The 5,060-nt window shown below is 68.5% G+C and carries 5 protein-coding genes and 1 pseudogene; all 6 read right to left on the reverse strand.

Annotated features, from left to right (window positions below; translation table 11 throughout):
- Window positions 1-32: 32 nt before the first annotated feature.
- On the reverse strand, window positions 33-1,736 hold the full coding sequence (locus ACTHJR_RS20030) for a hypothetical protein (RefSeq protein WP_440525189.1): 1,704 nt from the start codon (window positions 1,734-1,736) through the stop codon (window positions 33-35).
- A gap of 119 nt (window positions 1,737-1,855) precedes the next feature.
- The gene (locus ACTHJR_RS20035) at window positions 1,856-2,281 is read right to left on the reverse strand and encodes a VOC family protein (protein ID WP_440525190.1); all 426 of its coding nucleotides are present in this window, start codon (window positions 2,279-2,281) and stop codon (window positions 1,856-1,858) included.
- A 289-nt stretch (window positions 2,282-2,570) separates the two neighbouring features.
- A complete protein-coding gene (locus ACTHJR_RS20040) occupies window positions 2,571-2,954 on the reverse strand; it encodes a putative quinol monooxygenase (protein ID WP_440525191.1) in 384 nt (127 codons plus the stop codon).
- Between the two features lie 21 nt (window positions 2,955-2,975).
- Window positions 2,976-3,554, reverse strand: a complete 579-nt coding sequence (locus ACTHJR_RS20045; RefSeq protein WP_440525192.1) for a TIGR02466 family protein — start codon at window positions 3,552-3,554, stop codon at window positions 2,976-2,978.
- Window positions 3,555-3,946: 392 nt separating this feature from the next.
- Window positions 3,947-4,516, reverse strand: coding sequence for an aminoacyl-tRNA hydrolase (gene pth / locus ACTHJR_RS20050; RefSeq protein WP_440525193.1), 570 nt, complete (start codon window positions 4,514-4,516; stop codon window positions 3,947-3,949).
- A gap of 220 nt (window positions 4,517-4,736) precedes the next feature.
- A pseudogene (locus ACTHJR_RS20055) lies at window positions 4,737-5,060 on the reverse strand (hypothetical protein); the annotation flags it as partial.

Below are 5,060 nucleotides of genomic sequence, written 5' to 3' on the forward strand. Positions count from 1 at the left end.
AGCGAGCGGCCGGGGTATCGCGCTAGCGCGGCTCAGTCGTGACCGCGTCCGTGGCCGCGCTGGTTGCCGTTGCCGCCGCCGCGCGGTTGCGGAGCGGGGCGGGGAGCGGCGGCCCTCGGCTGCGGTGCGGGGCGCGCCATCATCCGCGGCGCGGGAGCGGCCGGCCGCGCCACTTGCGGCGCACGCGGCTGGAAGGCCGGCCGGTTCATCTGCGGTGCCGGGCGCATGCCGCCATTGAAGCGCGGCGCCTGCGGCCGCGGCGCAGCCACCCGCGGTTGCGGACGCGGCGCCTGGAAGCGGGCACGCTCGCCGGCGTTGAAGCGGGGTTGCTGGAACCGGGGCGCGGCCACGCGAGGCTGGGGCTGCGGTCGAGCGGCCGCGAATTGCGGGCGTCCGTTGCCCCGGCCGGCCTGTGGTTGCGGCTGCGGGCGCGGGGTCGCGACGCGCGGCTGGCGTTGCGGCTGGGCCTGTGGCTGGAACCGCGCGGCATTGCCGGGAGCTGCGCGATTGCCGCGCAGATTGGCGAGGCGCCGGGCGCGATCGGCATTGCCTTGGATGCGCGGCGGCACGGGCGGATTGGACCGGCCCTGCGGTTGCGCTTGCGGCGTGAAGCGTCCCGGAGCGGCATTGCGCTGTGCCTCGCGGATCGCGCGCATCGGCGCCGAGCCGGGTATCGGCTGCCCGCCGCGGGCGGCGAGCGCCTGGCGGCGTGCATCGTCCGGCATCGGGTCGGCGTTCGGCATGCGCGCCGGGCCGACCTGTTCGCGATTGCCGAATAGTGCCTGCGGAGCGCCTGCGGCAGCCCGGCCGGGTTGCGCGTTGGCCGCGAAGCGCACGCGGTCGGCGCGGGCCGGCAGGAAGCGTTTCTGGTCATGCGCCCATTTAGCCGTGGTCCAGGTCGCGGGGATCGCGCGCGGCGGCGGCGGCGAGCGGAACGAATCGTTCTGCCATGCCGCGAAGCGCCGGGTATCGGCCTGGCGACGGACCGCCTCCTCGCGCCAGTAATTGGCCTGGCTGGCGCCGGCGCGGGCAGTGTAATCGCGCCACTGCGGCTGGCGGGTGCGGGCCGTCGCCCAGCGCGCCTGAGCGGCCGAGATCGCGGCGCTGCGCGCCGCCCAATTGGCTGCGCTGACCGCGCGCCGGTCGTCGCGGCGGGAAGCGGCATAAAGCGCCCGTCCGCGCTGCAGATAGCGACCGGCATAATCGAGGCGCGCGCCGTAATCGGCATAAGGCACGACCGCGCCATAATCGTCGTAGATCACCGCCAGGCGGCCGTCGTCATAGCCATAGCCATAATAGGGATCGCGGACGAAATAGGGTTCGTCGGCGCCGGGCCGGTAGTAATAATAGCGATAGCCGTCATCGACCGGCTCGAGGAACACGACCGATTGGTCATATCCTTCCCATGCCCAGGGGTCGACGCCGTCATAGTCGAAATAATAATCGGGCGGCGCATCGCCCAGCACGTCCTGATAATCATAGGCCGCGTCGGCATAGCCATAGTCGTCGCGCGGATCGGCGACGCGCACGGTGCGGACCGGCGCGGCCTCCGGAAGGGCGGCGACTTCGGGCGCAGTCGGCCAGGCGGTTGACGGGCTGGCGTCGAGCGGCAGGGTCGCGGGAAGCGACGGCAGTGCCGCGGTGGTCATCTGCTGGTCATTGCCCTTGCCGCAGGCGGAAAGCGCCGCCGCCAGCGCGATGGTCGCGACCGTCGCGAGGCGGCGCCGGCGCGACACTGGGCGAAAATTGGTTTTTGTCACGGCATCATACTCCACTCGATGCCCCCCGAAGAACGGGCAACATTACTGCCGCGTTCCTGAATTGACGCTGGCCCGGCGGTTCATCGGGGAGTCGGTCAGGTTCCGAAGGTGACATGCCCTTCCTCGTCGACCGGCCAGGCCGGGTTGTGCGCGATTTCCCAGACATGGTTGTCTGGATCGGCGACATAGCCGCGAAACCCGCCATGCGGCGGCGCATCGGCCTCGCGCAGCACCGCGCCGCCATGGTCGGCGAGGCGGGCGATGAGCGGCGCGACATCCTCCTCGCGCGACACGTTGTGCGCCAGCGCGAAGGCGTGGAAATTGCCATCCGCCTCCTGCTTCATGTCGGCGGTGAGCTTCGATTTGAGCCACAGGCCGAGCATCAGCCCGTTCATCTGGAAAAAGGCGATCTCGTCGGATTCGAACACCGGCTTCCAGCCGAAGCCCTCGCCATAGAAACGCTTCGAGCGCGCGAGGTCGTCGACGCCGAGCGTCACGACCGAGATCTGTTGCTGGACCATCGCGATTCAAACGCGCCGCACGATGGTTATCTCCCTGCTAACGGCCGGGTGACCGCTCGGAGATACGATTGGCAGAGAGCGTGATGCGGATGGCGGCCAACTTAACTGTCATACCGGTCTCGTCCCGGCATCTACTGCGCCGCCCACCCATCGGCGGCGGGTTAAGCGGCACGGTGGACCCCGGGACAGGCCCGGGTTGACGCGGATCAAACACATTCAGGCGTCAAACGACCCCGCTCGCAACGCAGCTATGCGACAACCCCGTTGCAAACGGCGCGCGCCGCGTCCTTCAGCCTCTCAGGCCGATGCCGCCGACCGGCTCGGTTTCGGCGCCCGAATCGAACCCGGCGATCAACGGCCGCGCCTTGGCGATCGTCGCCTGCACTTGCGGCAGCTTGAGCGACGCGTCGTGATGCTCCTTGCTGTCCCATGCCTCGGTTACCCAGAGCGCGTCGGGATCCTTGAGGTCCTTGGCGACGATATAGCTGAGGCAGCCGGGCATTCCGCCGGAACTGTCGAGCAGCAAGGCGAGCAGCTCGTCGCGCTTGCCCGGCACCGCTTTCATCCGCCCGAGCATCCCGTACATCGGCTTCCCTTCCGCTCCCAGCGCGACCTCGGGCAGGATCGCCGCGACAGCGGCGGCGCCCAGCATCGTGCGTCGGTCGATCGTCATGCCGCCGAGCGTATCCGAGCCTCAGCGATAATTGAAGCTGATGCTGATCCGGTCCCGCCTGGCCGCATTGGGCATCACTTCATGGCGCAGCCAGCTTTCCCACAGGAAGACGCTGCCCTCGGCCGGCTCGGCATAGACGAACGTGCCGGGGCGCGACGGCGCCGCCATCATCAGCGGCAGGCGCGGATCCTCGAGCTTGAGCGCACCAGATCCGGGCGGCACCGCGATATAGACGGTCCCGGAGACGATCGAATGCGGGTGGATATGCCCCGAATGCGTGCCGCCGGGCTTGAGGACATTGACCCACAGGCTGTCGAGCTTGAGCTTCTTGCCGAGCTCGAACCCGCATTCCCTGACGAAAGCGGCGACGTGGCGGTCGAGCAATTTGACCAGATCGGCGAAGCGCGGATCGCGCAGCGGCAGGTCGTTGAGCGACGCGTAGGAGGTATAGCCGCGATAGCCATGTTCCTTCGACCAGCCGCGCCCGGCGCGATCCTGCTCGGCAAGGTCGCGACAGGCATCGCCAAGCTCGGCCACCAACGCATCGTCGCCGAGCGGGGCGTCGTAGAAACGCGTGGCGAAAAGGTCGCGGGTCGTCATGCCGCCGGGCGAAGCACGCACCGCGCGACGACGCAAGCGCCTATCGGTCGGTAAGATGCGTCGCGGCGGCCACGGGCAGGGCGCTCGCGGTCGTCAGCGCGAGGACGCCGCCAATCAACAGGCCACTCGCCATCGCGCTCAATAGGAATACCGGCTTCATCGCGACACTTCCCCGTGATTCGGGGGCGCTATAGGTCGGTCTGTCGGCTCGATCTTGGATGGATTCGACCGAGCACCGAACCGGCCCGCAAAACGCCGGACCGGGAGACGCGGCCAGCGGATCGGGTTTTTGGCGGTCGCGTCGAACCGGGGGGCGGGACGTTGGCACGAACGACGGGACGTAGGCGGCGAACTTGAAGGCAAGGATCGGTCCGGAACGCGTGTGATCCCTCCTATCCCTGCAACCGCAATGCCAGGTCGCTCATGAACCGCGCGTCGTCGCCCTTGGCCAGCCAATCGGCCTCGGCCGCCAACGCGCCGAGCAGGTCGCTCAGCGGATCGATCTCGCTTTTCGCATAATTGCCAAGCACATAGCCATGGACGCGGTCCTTGTGCCCGGGATGGCCGATGCCGATCCGCACGCGACGAAAACCGTCGCCGAGATGCTGGATGGTCGAGCGGATACCGTTATGCCCGGCCGCCCCGCCGCCGCGCTTCACGCGCACCTTGAACGGCTCGAGGTCGAGCTCGTCGTAAAACACGGTGACGTCCTCGGGCGTCAGTTTGTAGAAGCGCATCGCCTCGCCGATCGAGCGTCCGCTCTCGTTCATGAAGGTCGCCGGCTTGAGCAGCAGGATCTTCTCCGACCCGATCCGCCCTTCCTGCGTCCAGCCCTGGAACTGCTTCTTGACCGGCCCGAAGTCCTGCACCTCGGCGATCGCGTCGGCCGCCATGAAGCCGACATTGTGCCGGTTCATCGCATATTGAGCGCCGGGATTTCCGAGGCCGACCCAGAGTTGCATGGCGTACCTTTATAATGTGCGCGGTCAGAAACAACGCCTTCCCGGCGAAGGCCGGGGCCCGGTCGCCACGGCCTCTCGACAGCGCGGCGCCGTCTGGATGTCCTCGACGCTGGGCCCCGGCCTTCGCCGGGAGGCGTTGGGTGAGCACCTGAGGATATGAAAAGGGCGCCGGATCGAGTGGATCGCGGCGCCCCCTTCAATTCGGCGATGAAGCCGATGCTTACTCGGCGTCGCCCTCGGCGGCCGGCGCTTCCTCGCTCGCGGTGTCGCCCTCGGCGGCTTCCGCGGCCTCGACTTCGGCAGCATGCTCGGCGGCAGCTTCCTCGGCTTGGGCGGCTTCCTCGGCGGCCTGCTCGACCGCTTCCGACTTCAGCGCCGACGGCGCGACGACGGTGGCGATGGTGAAGTCGCGATCGTCGATCGCCGAGCTGGCGCCCTTGGGCAGCTTGACGTTCGAGATGTGGATCGAATCACCGACGTCGAGACCGGCGAGCGAGATCTGGATCTCGGCGGGGATGTCGGCGGCGTCGACCACCAGTTCGAG

The organism is Sphingomonas sp., from assembly GCF_051962185.1.
In the GTDB taxonomy this organism is placed as follows: Bacteria; Pseudomonadota; Alphaproteobacteria; order Sphingomonadales; family Sphingomonadaceae; genus Sphingomonas.